General features: G+C 41.4%; 14 protein-coding genes. 4 read left to right on the forward strand and 10 right to left on the reverse strand.

The window, feature by feature from the left end; genetic code table 11:
* Window positions 1-114 precede the first annotated feature (114 nt).
* Genes ACF8FD_RS08375 through pilG form a run of 4 tightly spaced genes read right to left on the reverse strand, consistent with a single transcriptional unit; the run spans window position 115 to window position 3,559 of the window.
* Window positions 115-2,187 (reverse strand): methyl-accepting chemotaxis protein, encoded by a 2,073-nt coding sequence (locus ACF8FD_RS08375; RefSeq protein WP_205666957.1) that lies wholly within the window; start codon window positions 2,185-2,187, stop codon window positions 115-117.
* A 50-nt stretch (window positions 2,188-2,237) separates the two neighbouring features.
* Window positions 2,238-2,774 carry a chemotaxis protein CheW gene (locus ACF8FD_RS08380; RefSeq protein WP_004694490.1) on the reverse strand — a complete coding sequence of 179 codons (537 nt, stop codon included), beginning with the start codon at window positions 2,772-2,774 and terminating at the stop codon, window positions 2,238-2,240.
* Window positions 2,775-2,779: 5 nt separating this feature from the next.
* Window positions 2,780-3,148, reverse strand: a complete 369-nt coding sequence (locus ACF8FD_RS08385) for a response regulator (protein WP_004694491.1) — start codon at window positions 3,146-3,148, stop codon at window positions 2,780-2,782.
* A gap of 27 nt (window positions 3,149-3,175) precedes the next feature.
* Entirely contained in the window at window positions 3,176-3,559 is a 384-nt protein-coding gene (gene pilG, locus ACF8FD_RS08390; protein ID WP_004694493.1) for a twitching motility response regulator PilG, read from the reverse strand.
* A 280-nt stretch (window positions 3,560-3,839) separates the two neighbouring features.
* Here pilG and ACF8FD_RS08395 point away from each other — a divergent pair, with 280 nt between their 5' ends.
* From ACF8FD_RS08395 to ACF8FD_RS08410, 4 genes are all read left to right on the forward strand, one after another.
* Window positions 3,840-4,478, forward strand: a complete 639-nt coding sequence (locus tag ACF8FD_RS08395; protein ID WP_058869160.1) for a hypothetical protein — start codon at window positions 3,840-3,842, stop codon at window positions 4,476-4,478.
* A gap of 57 nt (window positions 4,479-4,535) precedes the next feature.
* Entirely contained in the window at window positions 4,536-5,663 is a 1,128-nt protein-coding gene (locus tag ACF8FD_RS08400; protein ID WP_058869159.1) for an efflux RND transporter periplasmic adaptor subunit, read from the forward strand.
* Between the two features lie 21 nt (window positions 5,664-5,684).
* On the forward strand, window positions 5,685-8,789 hold the full coding sequence (locus ACF8FD_RS08405; protein ID WP_392453322.1) for an efflux RND transporter permease subunit: 3,105 nt from the start codon (window positions 5,685-5,687) through the stop codon (window positions 8,787-8,789).
* Between the two features lie 95 nt (window positions 8,790-8,884).
* Entirely contained in the window at window positions 8,885-10,603 is a 1,719-nt protein-coding gene (locus ACF8FD_RS08410; RefSeq protein ID WP_205666958.1) for a proline--tRNA ligase, read from the forward strand.
* 58 nt (window positions 10,604-10,661) lie between these two features.
* Here ACF8FD_RS08410 and ACF8FD_RS08415 read toward each other — a convergent pair whose 3' ends face one another.
* The 6 genes from ACF8FD_RS08415 to ACF8FD_RS08440 all read right to left on the reverse strand — a co-directional run bounded on the left by ACF8FD_RS08415 (window position 10,662) and on the right by ACF8FD_RS08440 (window position 18,001).
* A complete protein-coding gene (locus ACF8FD_RS08415; RefSeq protein ID WP_205666959.1) occupies window positions 10,662-12,014 on the reverse strand; it encodes a hypothetical protein in 1,353 nt (450 codons plus the stop codon).
* A 24-nt stretch (window positions 12,015-12,038) separates the two neighbouring features.
* Window positions 12,039-14,324, reverse strand: a complete 2,286-nt coding sequence (locus ACF8FD_RS08420; RefSeq protein ID WP_392453323.1) for a DUF6160 family protein — start codon at window positions 14,322-14,324, stop codon at window positions 12,039-12,041.
* 26 nt (window positions 14,325-14,350) lie between these two features.
* Window positions 14,351-15,034, reverse strand: a complete 684-nt coding sequence (locus tag ACF8FD_RS08425; RefSeq protein ID WP_058869154.1) for a hypothetical protein — start codon at window positions 15,032-15,034, stop codon at window positions 14,351-14,353.
* Between the two features lie 9 nt (window positions 15,035-15,043).
* The gene (locus tag ACF8FD_RS08430) at window positions 15,044-16,486 is read right to left on the reverse strand and encodes a hypothetical protein (RefSeq protein ID WP_058869153.1); all 1,443 of its coding nucleotides are present in this window, start codon (window positions 16,484-16,486) and stop codon (window positions 15,044-15,046) included.
* Between the two features lie 237 nt (window positions 16,487-16,723).
* On the reverse strand, window positions 16,724-17,293 hold the full coding sequence (gene dcd / locus ACF8FD_RS08435; RefSeq protein WP_004694514.1) for a dCTP deaminase: 570 nt from the start codon (window positions 17,291-17,293) through the stop codon (window positions 16,724-16,726).
* Between the two features lie 114 nt (window positions 17,294-17,407).
* Entirely contained in the window at window positions 17,408-18,001 is a 594-nt protein-coding gene (locus ACF8FD_RS08440; protein ID WP_004694517.1) for a LysE family translocator, read from the reverse strand.
* Window positions 18,002-18,306 lie beyond the last annotated feature (305 nt).

Consider the following 18,306-nt stretch of genomic DNA (forward strand, 5'->3'; position numbering starts at 1 on the left):
TTATAACCATCATCCCAAACCAGTCCTTTTGCTCAAGCTAATTGGGTTGATGTGTATTCTGATTCTGGTATGCCACTCAAGCGATGAGCAGCATACCCTCCCCAAAGCAAGTGCTTAATCAGGCAGTTTAAAGTCTGTTACAGACTCACGTAACGCTTCCGCCATGTTCGCAAGTTCAGAGACTGAACGGGCTGTATCGAAAGTCGCAGTGGTGGTTTGTGAGGTAATTTCTTGTACGACATTCATCGTAGTTGCAATATGACCTGCAGATGCGGATTGTAGCTTTGCTGCATCCGAAATGTTTGCAATCAATTTCGCCAAATTACCCGATACGTTTTGAATCTCATCCAGTGCAACACCCGCATCCTTAGATAAGTTCGCACCACGTACAACCTCAGACGTGGTTTGTTCCATCGAAATTACAGCTTCGTTGGTGTCGGTCTGAATGGTTTTTACCAGTGTTTCAATCTGCTTGGTTGCTGAAGCTGAACGCTCTGCAAGGCGCTGTACCTCATCCGCGACCACGGCGAAACCACGACCTGCTTCACCTGCCATCGATGCTTGGATCGCTGCGTTTAAAGCCAAGATGTTCGTTTGGTCGGCAATATCGTTAATCAAGGCAACGATGTTACCAATCTCTTGCGAAGATTCACCCAAACGTTTAATACGTTTAGAGGTTTCTTGAATCTGCTCACGAATGATATCCATACCTTCAATTGAACGGTTTACAACGTTCGCGCCATTTGCAGCAATTTTTACTGAACGTTCTGCTACTACCGCTGATTCTTCAGCGTTTGAAGATACTTGGTCAATTGACATTGCCATTTCGTTAATCGCGGCAGATGCACCCGCAATTTCTTGCGCTTGGTGTTCAGATGCTTCGGCTAACTGGTTGGTAATCCCCTGCGTACTTGCCGTATATTGTGCAACCTCTTGAGAGGTTTCAGTAATACGCGATACAAGGTCACGTAATTGGTCAATTGCGAAGTTAATCGAGTCGGCAATTGCACCCGTGAAGTCTTCAGATACCGTTGCATATGAACGTAAGTCACCATCTGCAAGATCGGCAATCTCATCCAGTAAACGTAAAATCGCGTTTTGGTTACGGTCATATTCATCTTGTAGGCGAGATACACGTTTTTTATCTGATTCGCCACGAAGTACGAGTAATTTAAATACACAGAATAAGAAAGCAATCAAGGCTAGAATTAAACCTAAGGCAGGAATTGCAATGGCTAAACCTGTACCACCTGACAATTTGTTCAAATTGCTTAACAAAGCATCCGACTGTTCAAAAATCGATGATGACGCTTGGCGTACTTTAACGATTTGTGATGAGTTCTTTAAGACGGTTGCTGCTGCTGACTTCAGTACAGCATCATATTCTGATTGAATACTGGTTAAAGAGTCACGCATTTCAGGGTCATTAATACGCTCTACACCTAAGTCGGCACTGCCATTTAACTGTGCGTTTAAGTATGACGCGAAGGTTTCTGTATCTGAGCTAAAGTCATCCGCAGATTCACGTGAGTTGTCTGAACCCGTTAATACCGAACCAATCGAACGAAGAATACGTTCAGCAATGAATACTTGGTTTTTTGCAATTACGACTTGGTTGGCTGGCACATTTTGACGTGCCATTTGGTCAACCATTAAGTTGTATTCGGCCTGAATCCCCGGAATACTTTCACTAATCGCGATGTTGGTATCGTAAAGCTGGTTAATGATTTTTTGTTGTGATGCAATTAAATCAATATTTTCAGAAACTTTTTTCCACTGCGCATCTACTTCACGCAGTGCATCTGTACTCGCGTGAATATCTTTTACTGTTTCTAAGTTTTCAGCAAAAGATTTTTGTGATTCTGTTAGTTTTTTAATGGCTTCAGGTGTACCTGATGCTGTTGCTTCAGTTGCCTGACGCGAAATCGTTTGTGATAAAAGACGTAATTCACCCAAGCTACGGGTGAATTCGTTATTTCGAGGTACGCTATAGAATAGGTACAACAGTAAGAAAATTGCCAGTACGATACAAAATGCCGCACCCAAAATTAATGGCTTGGACTTTTCACTATCACCAAATACACGTGAAAACTGTTCCGTCTGTGATTGAAGTTTTGCTACTAAAGCATTTCCACCTGAGCGGTTACTGCTTCCATCCGTATTTTTCTTTTTAAGTTTAAAGCCCATGCAGCTTCTCCCCGATTTACGCCCTTATAATTTCGCGCGCGACAATGATATTAATTTATAAATTTTATAGATGCGTTCATATACTTTGGATTGTCTAATAAGCGACTGAATAAGAAAACATGCCATTGTTGGTTATGTTGGTGAAAATACCCTTGGCAATATTCTTTTAAATTCCGATCTAAATCTTCATGTTTAGAAAAGAAACTTTTCTTATTAAAGTGCTGAATCCCCAGAACCTGATCTACAACTAAACCGACATAGTGGTCATTATGACTAATACAGAGTACTTTTTGAGTTGGTGAATACGCACTGCGATGCCCTGATACATAGTGCGCTAAATCAGCAACAGAAAGTAAACGTCCTCGAATATTGGCCAAACCCACAACCCAAGGCTGAGTATTTGGCACTAAGGTATATTTCGGAGGATAAATCACCTCTGCAACTTCACCTAATGGCGCAACGAAATATTGCCCCATCATCTCAAAAGCAATGCCCGACCAGCGGTTTACCTCATTTTCGTTTGAAACGTAGTTTTTATTACCACGTTTAGCAAGTCGAAGTAATTCGATAAATCCATTTGCTGCCATAGAGCTTATCCTGCGTTCAGGTGTTGCTTAATCACATCAATCAGTTGGTTTTCATCAACAGGCTTGGTTAAATAATCACATGCACCTTGACGCTTACCCCATACACGGTCTGTAGCCTGATCTTTAGTACTGACGATCACTACGGGAATGTGTTTTGTTGTTGCGCCACGCGCAATTTGACGGGTTGCTTGGAAGCCATTAACGCCTGGCATCACCACATCCATCAACACAAGATCAGGAAGTTCAGCTTGAGCCATGGTTACACCATCGGCACCATTCGACGCTTCAATCACTTCAAAACCGTGTTTCCCCAAAATTTCTTTAAAGCGGAATGTCTCTGTAGGTGAGTCATCCACAATTAAAATACGCGCCATAATTTTCCCCAATTACACTTATATTATTTATGCTGAAACGTGATTACGAATCGCATTTAATAATTCATCTTTACTAAACGGCTTTGTTAAATATTCATCTGAACCGACAACACGCCCTTTGGCTTGGTCAAATAGACCATCTTTGCTAGAGAGCATTACGACAGGAATATTTTGATAATTTTGTGAATTTTTGATTAATGCACACGTTTGATAACCATCTAGTCGTGGCATCATAATGTCGACAAATACGATATCAGGATTGGCTTGAGCAATTTTTGACAATGCATCAAAACCATCGACTGCAGTCACCACTTCACAACCTTCACGTTGCAATAGTGTTTCAGCTGTACGACGAATGGTTTTTGAATCATCAATGACCATTACTTTTAGATTCTGGAATTTATCGTCCATTTAATATGACCCTTCCCATTTTTAGAATGTTTGTAGAAACAGATTCGTAGACGCTTTACAAGTTACGTACACTTTTAACATATATTTACTTATATTTTCAACGAACAGTTTCCGCATAAAACCACACTTCATCTTCTTTTTAAGAACGGCTTCACACTTTCCCATACCCGTCGATTTTTTTTTGACTGATTATATTTTTTATTCCTAAATTTAGGACTAATATAGCACTATTTATTGCTTCTAAATAAGTAATTTAGTCAACTTTAAACTGGGGGTATCGATGCTTAGGGAGTGTAATCACAAACTTGCTTTGATCGTGAAAAAAAGGATGACTGCGAAAGTCATTTTGCTGGCTTTGCTAAGTTTGCAGACCATCTCGATTATGGCCGATCCACCTAAAGCGGTCTGGTATCGATATTACGACAGTAAAGGCATCGCGAACGTCAGTAGTAGTGTCACCCCCAACCATATTCGTTATGGTTATGAAGCACTCGATAGCAACATGCAAGTGATTCAACGGGCTCGTCCATACAACGCAGAAAAAGATGCGCAATATGCGCCACAACGCGCAGCTGCGGCCAAGCAACGCGAGTCAGATCTTAAATTAAAACGCGCTTATACCAACAGCCAAGTCGCCACTCAGAAACGCAATACCGCCCTTTCCTATATCTTAAAGCAGATTAAGTTCCAGCAAGATGAATTAAAACAATTACAGAATGACCGTATTGGATTCTTACGCCAAGAAAAAGAGAACATGCGTAAAGGCAAAAGCAATCCGAAACCGCTCCAAGATATGATTGATTATAATTCCAAAAATATTGTGATGAAAAAAGAGCAAATACAATCGTTACAAAGTCACTATCGTAATACCAAGGCTGAATACGACAGAATTATTGCTCGCTTAAAAACACTTGAATAATCTGCGTTTTATTTACAGTGTGCTGACTTTCGCCGCTAGACCAAAGGATTTGACTCAATGCAGGCTGCACTACGTATAAAAAACAAATTAAGCCGCCAAGTGCTCCCTATTTTAAAACTCAGTCCGCTGTGTTTGTGTTTACTCCTCTCTGCCTGCCAAAAACAAGACGAGGCTACATCTCCGACTTCATCTACAGCTAAAATCGAGCTGATAGCAGAAGACTTAGTCCAGTTCCAAGAAGGGCCTTCTATCCAACGTACAGCCTTTACTGGTACTATTCGCGCCGTCAATCAAAGTTCCATTCAGGCTCAAGTGACAGCGACAGCAACCGCCGTCTCCGCTCAAGTTGGACAAGCCGTTCAAAAAGGGCAAGTGCTGGTTCGATTGAACAATCAAGATAATGCTGCACGTCTTGCCCAAGCTCAAGCCAATCTTGCATCAACTCAAGCCCAAGCCAATCTTGCAAAAAGCATGGTTGGAAGAAAAAAACGTTTACTCGATCAGGGCTTTATTTCTAAAGTGGAATATGAACAAAGCCTTGTAGACTATCAAGCTCAATTAGAAAATGTACGTGCGCAACAAGCCAATGTTGATATTGCCGAAAAAGCGGATCGCGATGGCACTATTCTAAGCCCGATTTCAGGGGTTATTACTCAACGTCTGGTTGAACCTGGGCAAACAGTGTCCGCAGGACAAACCCTATTTGAAATCATTGACCCGAGTCGTTTAGAAATACAGGCCAAAATTCCAAGTGATCTACAAGCCGCTTTAAGTTTGGGAGAAAAAATTGAATATCGTCTGCAAGGCAATCCCCAAAAACTGACAGCCAAGCTTACTCGTATTTCCCCGATTGCAGACCCCGCAAGCCGTCAAATTGAGTTTTTTGCTCAGCCAATTGAAAGTATTAATTCATTGAGTATCGGGACCTTTGTGGAGGGCGACATACTTGGTTCACAGCCCATCACAGGACAAATTATCCCGCTGGATACCATTCAAGATATACAAAATGCGCCTTACGTTTGGGTGATTCGCCACAATAAAATTGAACGTAGCCCCATAAAAGTATTGGAACAACGCTATAGCAACAACAGCGCTGTAGTACAGGGACTACAAGCCGGCGACCGTATCAGCCGTATAAAGTTTAATGAAAAAGATTTGCATCAAATGGTGACAATCAATCCATAAAAATAAGAAAAGGTTGTTGCTATGTGGTTAACCCGTATTAGTGTGAAATATCCTGTTTTTACCATCATGATGATGTTCTGTCTGATGGTTTTGGGCTTAGCCTCTTGGCAAAGAATGGGAGTTGAGGAGTTTCCTGATGTCGATTTCCCCTTCGTGGTGGTTTATACCACCTATCCAGGGGCATCGCCTGAAACGGTGGAGTCTGAAATCACCAAGAAAATGGAAGATCAAATCAATACCATTTCAGGTTTAAAACAGGTCATTTCTCAGTCTAGCGAAGGCTTATCGACCATTATTGCTGAATTTGATCTCGATGTTTCTTCCGCTATAGCCGCGCAAGATGTCCGCGATAAAATTGCACCAGTCACCGCTGAGTTTCGAGACGAAATTCAAGACCCAATTGTTGAACGTTACGACCCTTCTGCCAATGCCGTGATGTCGATTGTATTTGAATCACAAAACATGTCACTGAAAGCGCTCAGTTCTTATTTGGATCAGCGCATCGTTCCACAATTTAGAACCGTTTCTGGTGTCGGGACAGTCAACTTATTGGGTGATGCCCAGCGACAAATTCGCATACAGATTGAACCCCACAAATTACAAAGTTTTGGGATTGGTATTGATCAGATCATCAACACGCTAAAAGCTGAAAATGTCGAGGTTCCGGGTGGAACGTTGAAACATGGTAACAGTGAACTTGTGGTCGAAATTAAGTCTAAAGTAATTCATCCTTTAGCCTTCGGCAATTTGGTGATTGCCAATAAAAATGGTGTACCGATTTATTTGCGCCAAGTTGCAAGCATTTCAGACAGCCAAGCCGAACTTGAGTCAAGTGCCTATTTAGATGGTAAAACCGCAGTTGCGATTGATATTTTACGCAGTTCCGATTCAAATGTGATTGACGTGGTCGACGGTGCTTATGAGACCTTAGCAGATATCGAAAAACAGTTGCCTGAAGGCACCACAGCAAAAGTCGTGGTAGATTCATCCAAAGGCATTCGTAACAGCATCACCGATGTTGCACGTACCATTATTGAAGGTGCAGCACTTGCCGTTTTGATTGTCTTGCTGTTTTTAGGCTCATTCCGTTCCACTGCCATTACAGGCATGACCTTGCCGATTGCCCTCCTTGGCACTCTGACGTTTATTTGGATCTTTGGCTTTAGCATCAATATGATGACCTTACTGGCACTATCACTCAGTATTGGTCTACTGATTGATGATGCGATTGTAGTCCGTGAAAATATTGTGCGACATTCAGACATGGGCAAAGACCCTGTCACAGCAGCCCTTGATGGCACCAAAGAAATTGGACTCGCTGTTTTAGCCACCACCTTAACCATTGTTGCGGTGTTCTTACCTGTGGCATTTATGGGCGGTATTATCGGGCGCTTTTTCTATCAGTTTGGCGTAACCGTCAGTACTGCTGTGCTGATCTCCATGTTTGTCAGCTTTACTTTAGATCCAATGCTATCTGCACATTGGGCTGAAAAGCATAATCCACATAAACCACCCAATCGAGTCAAACGTTTCTTTAATTGGATTTCTGGCAAACTAGATAATCTCAGCCATGGCTATGAGAAATTACTCAAGCTTGCTCTACGCTTCCGACTCATCACCCTCATGATTGCTGTGGCTTCACTGTTCGGTGCATTAGGCTTATCTAAACTGATTGGAACAGAGTTTGTCCCTGTTCCAGATAAAGGTGAGATTCGGATTAAGTTCGAAACACCTGTCGACGCCTCTTTGGAATATTCACAAGCCAAACTGCTGCAAGTCGATAAAATTATTCAGCAGCACCCTGACGTTCGAGCAACCTATGCCGTGATTAATGGCGTTACGGATCGTGGTAAAAACCATGTCAGTATTCGCGTAACCGTTACACCACGTACAGAGCGCAAAAAAAGCTTAACCGACTTAAACAATGAGTTCCGTCAACGCCTACAACAAGTGGGTGGCATCACTGTGACCTCAATTGCCTCCGCAGATGAAACGGTATCGGGCGGACAAAAGCCAGTGATGATTTCCATCAAAGGTCCAGACTTAGCCGAATTGCAAAAAATTTCAGACCGCTTTATGGCAGAAATTGCGCAAGTCCAAGGCATTGTCGACTTAGAAAGCTCACTTAAAGCTCCTAAACCGACTTTAGGCGTGCATATTAATCGGGTCTTAGCCAGCGATTTAGGACTATCGGTCAACCAAATTGCCAATGTCATTCGCCCACTGATTGCAGGGGATGATGTCACCACATGGCAAGATGACAAAGGCGAAACCTATGACGTTAACCTACGCCTAACTGAAACTGCACGTAGCTTACCTAGTGATGTACAAAACCTTTACCTCACATCGCAAAAAACGGATGCCAATGGCCAAGCTTTATTGATTCCCCTTTCTAGCGTTGCGCATTTAGAGCAAAGTCTGGGGGCATCGCAGATTAATCGTCGCGATCTAGCAAGGGAAGTCTTAGTCGAAGCCAACACCGCGGGTCGTCCTGCAGGCGATATTGGTGCAGATATTAAAAAAATTGAAGATAACTTTGACCTTCCTGCAGGTTATAGCTTTGACACACAAGGTTCAAACAAAGACATGGCTGAATCCGCAGGCTATGCCATGACCGCTATCACCTTATCCATTGTGTTTATTTATATTGTGCTAGGTTCACAGTTCAATAGCTTTATTCACCCTGCGGCGATTATGGCTTCCCTTCCGTTATCGCTGATAGGAGTATTTTTAGCGCTCTTCTTATTTAACTCCACCATGAACTTGTTTTCTATTATCGGTATTATCATGTTGATGGGTCTGGTGACCAAAAATGCAATTCTATTGATCGATTTCATTAAAAAAGCCATGGATCACGGCGTTGATCGTTATCAAGCGATTATTGATGCGGGTAAAACACGTTTACGCCCTATTTTGATGACTACTAGTGCTATGGTGATGGGCATGGTGCCTCTGGCTTTAGGGCTAGGTGAAGGAGGTGAACAAAGTGCACCGATGGCACATGCAGTGATCGGCGGTGTCATTACATCGACACTGCTGACCTTAGTGGTGGTTCCTGTGATCTTCACCTATTTAGATGACTTTAAGAACTTTATGCTGCGTCAAGCACGTAAAATCATGTCATAATAATCAACATTTTTCTGAGGCGGTGTCGACATGCCTCCTCATTTTTTATCGTATAATCTTTGACTTTCAAAGTTTAAAATTTTAGGACAGTTTCCATGCGCGCGAGTCGCTTTTTATTTGCAACGTTAAGAGAAACCCCAAATGACGCAGAAGTGATTTCACATCAACTAATGTTACGTGCTGGGATGATTCGTAAATTGGCTTCAGGTTTATACACTTGGCTGCCGATGGGCGTTCGCGTATTAAATAAAGTTGCAGCGATCGTTCATGAAGAAATGAACAATGCGGGTTCACTCGAAGTCCTGATGCCCGTAACTCAGCCAGCATCTTTATGGGAAGAATCTGGTCGATACGTCCAATACGGCCCTGAACTGCTTCGTTTCAAAGACCGCCATAGCAACCCTTTCGTACTTGGCCCTACCCACGAAGAAGTCATTACCGACCTTGCGCGCAATGAACTCAAAAGCTATAAACAATTGCCTGCAAACTTCTATCAAGTACAAACCAAATTCCGTGATGAAATTCGTCCACGTTTCGGTGTAATGCGTTCACGTGAATTTATTATGAAAGATGCTTATTCTTTCCACGCAAACCAAGAATCACTGCAAGAAACCTATGACATCATGTATGGCGCGTACTGCAAAATCTTTAGCCGTTTAGGTTTAGATTTCCGTCCAGTACAAGCCGATACAGGTTCAATTGGGGGTTCAGGCTCACATGAATTCCACGTGTTAGCGTCAAGTGGTGAAGATGATATCGCCTTCTCAACTGAATCTGACTATGCGGCAAATATTGAAATGGCAGAGGCCGTTTTAGTCGGTGAACGTGCAGCGCCAACCAAAGCTTTGGAAGTTGTCGACACACCAAATCAAAAAACCATTGCTGATGTCTCTAACTTCTTGAAATCTGATCCTGCACACTCTGTCAAAGCCTTGTTAGTGCAAGGTATTGCAGCCGAAGAAGGCCAAGCAACACCGGTAGTGGCATTGTTCTTACGTGGCGATCATGAGCTAAATGAAATTAAAGCCGAGAAGCATCCACGCATTGCATCACCATTAACTTTTGCAACAGAAGAACAACTTGCTGCACTAGGTTTAACCGCTGGTTTCTGTGGACCACAAGGCTTGGTAGAAAAAGGCTTAACAGTTATTGTTGACCGTGCTGCATCGGTACTTTCTGACTTTATTGCGGGTGCAAATGAGGTTGATAAACACGTGACTGGTCTAAACTGGGAACGTGATGCACAGTTCACCGAAGTTTATGACTTACGTAATGTAGTTGAGGGTGATCCGTCTCCAGACGGTAAAGGTACGCTGCAAATTAAACGTGGTATCGAAGTGGGGCATATTTTCCAACTCGGTCAAAAGTACTCAGAAGCTTTGGGCTGTAAAGTTCTAGGTGAAGATGGCAAACCATTTACGGTAACCATGGGTTGTTACGGTATTGGTGTAACACGTGTAGTTGCTTCAGCAATTGAGCAAAACTTTGACGAAAAAGGTATTATTTGGCCTACGGCAATTGCACCATTTGAAGTTGCGATTGTGCCTATGAATGCGCATAAGTCTCCACGTACTTTAGAAGCAGCTGAAGCACTATACGCTGAACTTACGGCAGCAGGTTATGATGTTTTACTGGATGATCGTAACGAACGTCCAGGCGTGAAATTCTCAGACCTTGAGCTTACAGGTATTCCTCACCGTATTGTGATTGGTGAGAAAGGCTTGGATGCAGGTACTTTTGAATACAAAGGCCGTCGTGATGCTGAATCTGTAAACATTTCTAAAGCAGAGTTATTGGCGAAAATTACAAAATAATTCATTTTAGATTAAAAAAATCCCGCGTATATCGCGGGTTTTTTATTACGTTATATGTTTAACAGAACTTTAAACCACCGTAGCAGTTTGATCTAAAGTTTTGCCCTTGTAAGCTTAAATTAGTCAGTGGGAAATCCAAAGTTGTAGAATTCATTGGGACATTACCAACAACTAATGCAGAACCACCGACACATCCTGTTAAAAGATTACCGCAATTTCGAGGATTTTCCGTCAGATCTTTATTAATCCCCGCAATGGTTTGTTTTAAGACTTCATTAGTAATCGCTACTTTAGTCGTTGGACTTAAACTACCCAGCTCGACTTCATCTTCCATTGCCAGCCACCAGCCTTTATTCGCACCAACCGCAGCACCCGTCCATAAAATATCTTGGGATTGCAAGGATAATGATGCAGGGTTGTTTAAATACAATGCATGAATTAAGCCTAAACTTTGGTTCACAGTGATATCCGTTTTGAGCCCAGTAATATTACCTGACACCTGTTTATCTAAGTTTAAGAAACCGAGTACTTTAGCCGTTAATTGTCCACTAAAATCAATTTGCCCAACCGTACCACTTCCTTTTAAGGTCACATCTTTCATTCGAGTCCCAGACACAATCGTTGAATTAATCGTAAAAGGAGCAGAGGTTGAAGATAAACTTAAATTATAAGTATCAGATGAGTAAGAAATATCGTGACAAGGGTCTAAAAAACCACCTACGCAAGTTGTACCAGGACTACTTCCGAATAAACGACCTGAAACAGCCCCATTAATAGTTAAGCCCGTATCCGCATATGTCATGTTACGAGCTGCTGTTACTGCAGTGCCAGATGCCGTTTTGGTTTTCATATAACCACTAAATGTATTAATTCCATTGGGTATCGCATTATTATTTGCATCTACATCATTATTAGTACCTAATGTCATCAAACCTTTAATCTTTTCAGCACTGACACGAAACCCTAACACCTCACGTGTTGCGGCTGAAGTCGGATTTTTAATAGCAAACTGAATGAACGGGTTTGTGATTAATGCTGAAGTTGCTGCACGCTGATCCGATGTATAGTTCGGATCATCGGGCAATCCACTTAAACCAATATGATCGATATCAATATCACAACTGTTGGCTCGAATGGAATTGTTGTCGCCACCACATCCTAATTGAAGCTTTTTAATATTGGCATTCAGTTCCAATTCGGCACTTAGAGCCAACTTATAAAACCCAATATTTGATTGGTTATATGTTTTCCCTTGTGCATCGGTTGTATTTGTTCCTTGCTGAAACTCTAGATTCATCAAAGACTGACCTTCGACTTCTGCCAATTCTTCGTCATTTAAGGCGGTCATCGCATAACTTTGAGTCAAACCTAAAGTCGCTGTGATTAGAATTGAAATTAAAGACTTATTCATTTTATTTATTCCTTGTCATTCCTTTTAGCGCGGCATAATTCCTAATGTGCTACGCATAGCTCCACCCGTAATGGCAATATCTGCAACCTTCTGCATGGTACCTGTTGGAGACAATGCAATCTCCGTTCTAAAGGCAGCTCCTTGTCCACCTGCTAATGCCTTATGGTTAAATTGCACTTGATTGTCGATGACAACTGAGTCCTTTTGCATATGAATTTTTCCATTCAAACCTAATTGACCTTGCATTTTGTTTAAGTTAAAACTTGAGGTTTTTGTTGTTGTTCCATTGCTATCAGTATTACTGAGACTAATAAAACTGCCTTTTTTACTTTCATTACTCAGGTCTGTGCTACTCAGTGTATTAAACTCAAAATTGGATTTAAATGACAGATAATTGCTCTGCGGTGTTCCGCCTACAGCCTCAAGCCCAGGAATAATAAAGAGTTCACCTTTACCATCCAACATAAAAGCAATCGATGCGAGAACATCATCTTTTTTGGCAAAATTATTAATCGGTACGACTTCTTTGGCACAACTATTCACCCCTTCTGGGCAGTTATACAGTGCACCTGGAAGCTGCCCAATTGCGATTTCCGCATTGGCAGCAAACAATAAGCTATCGGCTTTGATATAGATTTCATTTTCATTAAAACCAATCACACCATTGGCTTTAAAATATGAGTCAATATTACGTAAGCCTGTATAGTAGTTAACTTCTTCGCCATGCTTACTCATCGCACCATCAATGACGATAATAGACGTTGTTTTAGGGTTGCCTTGACTATCTTCACCATAACCATCAGTTGATACCGCGATGTCATAGCCCAAACCATCCTTCACTGTTCCAGCGGTATTGGTATATTTCTTGGCAAAAAATGCTGCATTGGCATTCAGGTTATAAATCGGAATACCTAAGCCCCATGTCCCTTCGTTAGTATTGTTTACCGCAATAGAATTATCTGAAATAAAGCGAGCTTTACGTGCAATGGCTTGAAAATCGAGCCCACGTACAGCAATAAAAGCCATATTTGAAGCATTGCCCGTTGGTGATGGGTTATAAATCAACTCATAGTTTTGCGCACCCAATATCGCCTTAATTTGGTCATTGACCACAAAACCCATTGAGTTTGTGCGAATGTTATTGATATAAATTTGGCCAAAATCAATATAGGCATTTTGACTGTTTATTGCTGAATTAGGATCAGTGGAAGTACGCACGTTCAGCGGTGATAAATTTGAAAATTCGATGGCATAACTGCCTGTACCGGTGTGTCCTAATTCAAACGTTGTCGGTGTGGCAGCACCGAGCAAGCTATTCCCTGCACGGGTAAAGTCAGCCGATACATTTAAATGTAAGCCGCCAGCATTCTTAAAACCATAACCTGCAGATGCAACCACCTCATTTTCTTGAACATTACCGTTAACACGGTTGACCGTATTAAATTTAGCAACACCAGTCTGGTCAGCATTTAATACGATCTTGCCATTGGTTAATGCACCCGATGCCCCTATTCGAATTAAGTTTCGGTGAGTCGAATTTGCTGAGCCATAACGTAAATCAACGTTTAACCCCGGATTTGTGGCATTGCCTACACGGCTGTCATGTACATCTGTCTTATCTTCCACTCGACCTAAAACAACAAGATTATCGCCAACACTGCCTTTTGAAGTGAGAACTACACCTTCTGTTTCGTCGATATAGAGATATCCATCAGCAGATAGATTGAAGTTAAAATCTTTTAGGGTTAAATCTTGATTATTTTGTCCATAACTAATGCTGGCATTCTGCAATTTAAAATCTAAATGCACCTTTGAGTCGCGGTTAAATAGCCCATTCGTCGTTGCCAAGTACACTTCAAAAGGTGAAATAGTCGAAAGCTTAAAACTTCCTAAATTTTGATCCGTTTCACCCGTTGCACAATTTGGTGAACACATCAGCATAATTTGGGCAGCCGTTGCGGTAAAAGGTGACACACTGGCAGAGAGCTGAATACCAACCCCTTGCGTACCATTGGCTAATTGTGTTGTTCCCACATCAAAATCGAGTTTGGTTTTAATGTTGTTATAACCAGTCGCCGTTTTCACTTCAATATTATGTAAACCCAGTTTAATCGGTGTTTTTCCGACTTCCGCAGGATCGACCCAATTCAGCTGTTTAATGTCAACTTTTGAAGCTTCATGGGTAATTGAAATACCATCTTGGCCCGTTACATCACTTAAAATCTGATCATTCAAAGCTTGTAATGCATAACTTTGATTGGCTGCACAGATACATAGTGTCAGAAGGTTTAGTTTTATTATTTTATGCATTTCAATATCCTTTTGAAACTATATGTCTAACAGCGGCTACCCGCAGTGCCCGAGCAGTTATAGCTAAAGATTTTTAGATTTCCATCTAGATGTAAGTTTCCGTGAACATTTAAGCCCATAAAGCCTTGTTCCTGACCTTTGTCAAAAGTTGGTACAGTTTTACTCATACCATAACTGTTATACGTTGAGGTATTGAAATACCCATTTTCACCACTTTCCACTGAAAGGCTAGCAAAGCCCAAGTTACGAATTTTGAGGGGTTTATCATCGAAAAACTTTAACATCATTGCAGTTTGTGGTCTGCCTTCTTTATTCAGAATTGTGGTGCCTTCTAGCGAAAATTTATCAATTTGCATGGTGCCTTGGAACTGCTTAAACACCAGCCATTTTCGTTGCCCATTTTCCTTATGATTATTTGGGGAAATAGCGATACGACACAATTCTAATAAAGCGCAGTCTTGATTTGCGCGCATTTGATAATACGCTTCAGTGACAATAGCTCGACCATTCGCATCGACACCATTGGTCCTAGAGATCGTATTTAAACTCATATCATTGGCATATTGGTGATTGATCGATAGGGTTAAGCTCAAATCTGCGCCGCCCTGCCCAGTCACACCGACCAGTTCAGTATTATCCAAATCCACCAAACCCGCTTGAGACAACATGGATAGCGACATCAACAGGGGTACACATAATTTTTTCATCATGTCAGCGTCCTATAGGCCTGTGGTCTTAATTTTTAAGTGTTGGATCAGTACACCATCTATAGCAACCGAACCCAAATTCACAGGAACTGCCGTTCCAGTCCCACGAAATACCACTCCCGTAGAATTATTGGCTGTATTGGCTTTGAGCGTATTGGTGGTCGGATCTCGTGTCACGCTACCAATCGAAATACTGCTATGTGTTGCGTTATTTCCTTGGTATTGAACCGCGCTAGTCCCTGCCCCAGTTTGAACAAAATTCGAACCGCAATAGGCCACATTACAAGTTGATCCTTTATAGTCAGCGTTGCTTCCACCCTGTACATCTGGGTAGTAGGTATAAATCTGCTTATAAATCTCAGGCACATTCGGAATACGCGTGACTTCAAGAATAATATTGCGTCCTTCCGAACCTACAACAAAAGGCTGATACATATTGCCCAAGACCAAATTAATATTTGGGCTGTATAAATAAAGTCCTTCACTGGCATCAAAGATTGGAGCCAATGAACGATCTAATGCGGGTGTGACTGCCGTGCCATCATTAGTCGTGGCTGTGCTGAGTCGAAGTACTTTGGCATTCAATAGCGCTTTATTAGCATCTGTATTTTCATAGATTAATGTAGACGGATTATCATTGGTATTGATCCGAAGTAAGGTTGCCATCCCAAAGGTTTTATTCTGATGGTCTAGGGTAGATGCTTGGGTTTGAAACATACGAACCTGTGAGCCATTTAAACTCAATCCGTTGGCAACAGCTTGTAGACGTATTCTTTGATTTAAACTTAAATCAGGATCCGCAGCCGCATTGGTTGTTGTTGGTGCACCTGTAATAGGGTCCACTTTATTTTGAGAGTTCCAACTGCGTGAAAAAGCATCCCACCATAGACCTAATTTAATATTATTATCTGCTTCATTGGCTAGAACGGTCGCTAAAGGCGCTTCTAGCCCCAGAAAACTAACATCTGAACTTGCATTCGACTGATGAAACTGTTTAATCCCCGTGGCTGTGCCAGCGTGAAATAACCAAGGATTAACATCGCTTCCCCATGTGAAGCCCTGATTACTGAAACGGCTATTGGCATCATTATCAGACCGCGAAAGCGCTAAACCATAAATAAAGATGTCCGCTTTGGTTCGTTTCGCACTCAGATCATCAGCATCGGTATATTTGGAGTAGTTCTCACCCACAGGAATAATACGAATGAAACCCGTGTCGTATTGTTGTGGATTGGCCACGCCACGGTTGTAGCTAGAAGCAGTGGAGAGATCATTGGCCCCTTGGAACACCATCTTGAAGTTTTCAGGAAGTAACGCAATGCCTTCACCCGTAGTATCCGCTAGATATTCATCGGAAAGTGACTCGAGCGCAAATGTAGACTGTGCAAGCATGAGTCCGACAAGACTAGCTAAACAGGATTTTTTCAATCCTGCGGGATATATACGATTCGTCATCTCGACCATCCTTATTATTCGATGCTCCGCATCTTTATGTACTACATCCTTTGCTTGGCATTTTACTCTGCGCACTATAATTTTTATTTGCGTCAACCAAAGCACTCTATTTCACAATTGATTATGCTGAAACTCAACACAAATGCAAAACCAACTGTCCGATAATATTTATTTTCCGATGAATGAATTGACACAAAAAAAGCGGATCAATGATCCGCTTTTTTTAATACCAAAAACTTAGGTCTTCGGTAAAGTTACACCTGTTTGACCTTGGTACTTACCACCACGGTCTTTATACGATGTTTCACACACTTCGTCAGATTCGAAGAACAACATTTGTGCAACACCCTCACCTGCATAAATACGTGCAGGAAGATTGGTTGTGTTCGAGAACTCTAAAGTAACATGACCTTCCCACTCAGGCTCAAGTGGTGTGACGTTTACGATAATACCGCAACGTGCATAGGTCGATTTACCCAAACACACAGTCAACACATTACGTGGAATACGGAAATATTCAACGGTACGTGCTAAAGCAAATGAGTTTGGCGGAATAATACAAACATCAGCTTCAATGTCGATAAAACTTTTATCATCAAAGTTTTTTGGATCTACAATTGCCGAGTGAACATTGGTAAAAACTTTAAACTCACGTGCACAACGAACGTCATAACCATAGCTCGACACGCCATAAGAAATGAGTTTTTGACCATTTTCATCTAAACGAACTTGGTTTTCTGCATACGGTTCGATCATGCCGTGTTTTTCGCTCATTTCGCGAATCCAACGATCGGACTTAATAGCCATTTATTCTTTCCAAAAAAGCTTAATTTCAATAATTGCGTTGTACTTTAACTGAAATCGCTTTCAATGAAAATAAGCGCGTTTAAGTTCGCAAAATTTCTGTCTTTAATTACTAAATTAAAAGCTTAAAATCGCAGAATAGCTCAGCGGAATCGAAAAACTCATCAAAACCAGTGATGCTGTTTTTTGCAGGTTAGATTGGTTCAGCCAACGAATTTTATTGCTCGCTAAAATTGACCCGATAAAAGTCCAAAAGAAAGCAATTGGAACAATCAAAACCAAAAACAGCGACATATGTGACAGATAATAATCTAGTTTTGTCCACGCAATGGTTGGGAAAATGGCTGAAGCAAACAATAATGCTTTAGGGTTCAATAATGTTGCCAAAAACAGTTCACGCGCCCGAATAGTCGGTTGATTAAAACTCACTTCAGCATCGGCTGTACGCCATAATTTGATGGCCAAATAAATGATATAGCTTGCGCTAAACAATTTTAAAATGGTCGGCAATAAAGGCAAGTGCACAGACACTTTTCCAATGAGGAAGCCCCATGCCGTGATTGAAATGAGATAGCCAAAAGCTTCTGCAGGAATGAGACGCAATGATTTACGAATACCGACTTGAATACCCGAAGAGGCAAGTAAGGTATTGGTTGGTCCTGGAGTTAAAAGAATGGTTATCACTAAACCAATAAAAAACCAAGTGACCATATTCACAGACCCACATATATATAACTATAAGCGTAATGACTTGCCATGCTGAAAGCAATCAAATTTAGTGAACCGTGATAACAGTTTTTTTAATTTTCATTCAATACTTAACATAAATAACGTATAAGACCCTTACCCAATCTAGCATTCATAAAAATGACGCCATATGCTTTATTCTTTTTTCAAATCAATGATTTTATAAATCAAATAGACATAACTAATGAAAAAAAACTATTCAAATGATTTTTAATCAGTTACTTTTTAAAACATGCGTATTTTTATTCATCAATCTGATCACGCAAAGT

Origin of the sequence: Acinetobacter sp. TYF_19, from assembly GCF_043105125.1 — a bacterium.
Classification (GTDB): Bacteria; Pseudomonadota; Gammaproteobacteria; order Pseudomonadales; family Moraxellaceae; genus Acinetobacter; species Acinetobacter johnsonii.

Bases quoted from the DNA above. Each gene is read 5' to 3' on its own strand.
- ACF8FD_RS08375 (WP_205666957.1), bottom strand. From the start codon at position 2,187: ATGGGCTTTAAACTTAAAAAGAAAAATACGGATGGAAGCAGTAACCGC.
- ACF8FD_RS08380 (WP_004694490.1), bottom strand. From the start codon at position 2,774: ATGGCAGCAAATGGATTTATCGAATTACTTCGACTTGCTAAACGTGGT.
- ACF8FD_RS08385 (WP_004694491.1), bottom strand. From the start codon at position 3,148: ATGGCGCGTATTTTAATTGTGGATGACTCACCTACAGAGACATTCCGC.
- pilG (WP_004694493.1), bottom strand. From the start codon at position 3,559: ATGGACGATAAATTCCAGAATCTAAAAGTAATGGTCATTGATGATTCA.
- ACF8FD_RS08395 (WP_058869160.1), top strand. From the start codon at position 3,840: ATGCTTAGGGAGTGTAATCACAAACTTGCTTTGATCGTGAAAAAAAGG.
- ACF8FD_RS08400 (WP_058869159.1), top strand. From the start codon at position 4,536: ATGCAGGCTGCACTACGTATAAAAAACAAATTAAGCCGCCAAGTGCTC.
- ACF8FD_RS08405 (WP_392453322.1), top strand. From the start codon at position 5,685: ATGTGGTTAACCCGTATTAGTGTGAAATATCCTGTTTTTACCATCATG.
- ACF8FD_RS08410 (WP_205666958.1), top strand. From the start codon at position 8,885: ATGCGCGCGAGTCGCTTTTTATTTGCAACGTTAAGAGAAACCCCAAAT.
- ACF8FD_RS08415 (WP_205666959.1), bottom strand. From the start codon at position 12,014: ATGAATAAGTCTTTAATTTCAATTCTAATCACAGCGACTTTAGGTTTG.
- ACF8FD_RS08420 (WP_392453323.1), bottom strand. From the start codon at position 14,324: ATGCATAAAATAATAAAACTAAACCTTCTGACACTATGTATCTGTGCA.
- ACF8FD_RS08425 (WP_058869154.1), bottom strand. From the start codon at position 15,034: ATGATGAAAAAATTATGTGTACCCCTGTTGATGTCGCTATCCATGTTG.
- ACF8FD_RS08430 (WP_058869153.1), bottom strand. From the start codon at position 16,486: ATGACGAATCGTATATATCCCGCAGGATTGAAAAAATCCTGTTTAGCT.
- dcd (WP_004694514.1), bottom strand. From the start codon at position 17,293: ATGGCTATTAAGTCCGATCGTTGGATTCGCGAAATGAGCGAAAAACAC.
- ACF8FD_RS08440 (WP_004694517.1), bottom strand. From the start codon at position 18,001: ATGGTCACTTGGTTTTTTATTGGTTTAGTGATAACCATTCTTTTAACT.